Source organism: Vibrio jasicida CAIM 1864 = LMG 25398 (assembly GCF_000400365.1).
GTDB lineage: Bacteria > Pseudomonadota > Gammaproteobacteria > Enterobacterales > Vibrionaceae > Vibrio > Vibrio jasicida.
The window spans coordinates 1-1,154 of the sequence record NZ_BAOG01000119.1 but is presented as its reverse complement, the minus strand read 5'-3'; the positions used below and the strand labels follow the sequence as shown (position 1 = coordinate 1,154).

Annotated in this window: 2 protein-coding genes; both read right to left on the bottom strand. The window is 41.7% G+C overall.

The genetic code is table 11. The annotated features are described in order from the left end of the window. Positions 1-28: 28 nt before the first annotated feature. Entirely contained in the window at positions 29-301 is a 273-nt protein-coding gene (locus tag VJL_RS23845) for a hypothetical protein (RefSeq protein ID WP_227741161.1), read from the bottom strand. A 134-nt stretch (positions 302-435) separates the two neighbouring features. Further along, positions 436-1,041, bottom strand: a complete 606-nt coding sequence (locus VJL_RS23840; RefSeq protein ID WP_038881796.1) for a hypothetical protein — start codon at positions 1,039-1,041, stop codon at positions 436-438. Positions 1,042-1,154 lie beyond the last annotated feature (113 nt).

The following is a 1,154-nucleotide window of genomic DNA, read 5'->3' as shown; positions in this document are numbered from 1 at the left end:
TCTGTTAATCGTTCTGGGGAGAACTGCATCAACAGATTACACCGCAACTTCCTTTCTCTTCCATACACCAGAAATCAGCATAGCTCGAGAGGTGCAGTTGAACAGCCTTGTAAACAGCTAACCTTCTCTCATAAGTTTCATAATTTAATCTTTGCCGGTTAATCACATACTGTTGATAAGCAACATAGATACCAACTACCGTCAAAACAGGTACGAGCAAAGCAGATAGCGTGGCAACCCAATCACTCTCAACTTTAGATACTGTTTCAACAACTAACCTAATAGGTTTATCTGAGCTCAAACTCTCTCCTTATCACATAACGCCCTGTTAAGGTGTGAGCAACGCAATACCGATGCCGCCGCATACCACCTTAAACACCTAAACCAACGCATAGTAAAAATGCCACGCGTTGCGAATCACTCTTAAACAGTTTGTTATGCGTGTGCCTGAGGCTTCAAAGAATCTAGCATTTTCTGCTGGAACTCTTTTCGCATTATTTCTCTTTCTTCGCTCTCATGAAGAGCCAACAAGAATGTCTGCCGATCACCCCACTCTTCTACTTTACGCCTCGGCAAGCCACCTAGGTCTCTAAGTTTCTCAGACATTTGAATGGCTAATAAACCTAAAGCAGCATATTTCATTGCTCTCGCCTCATAAAATTCCGCAAAATCAGGAGGTGTAGCAGTGTAATCACTTACAGCTGAAATATATGAGTTAGCTTCGTGAACCATTTGAGGTAGGTTTAACAAATCGTAGAGTAAATCTTGAGGCAGTATTTTCCAATCAACCTCAAGTTCTAACGGAGTAAAACTTGGGGTTTGCGAATGATAGTAAGTGTATCCATTCTGATCTTCGGTGCCATTATCAGTGACGACCTCACGGCAACCAACTATAAACTGCTCGATACTACTCGTGACAATAATTGCAAGATAGTACGTTTCTGCCGCTTTTGACTTTTTCGCAGCAACAGACTCTTTGAGGATAGTTAAAAGAAAACCGACCAAACCGCCTAAAATGACAACAATTAATTTCTCAAACACGATAATCCTCTAGTCGATAAAACGCATAACGCCCAATTAAGGTGTGAGGCACGCAATACGATGCTCCCGCATACCACCTTAATCACTAAAACCAACGCATAGTAAAAATGCCA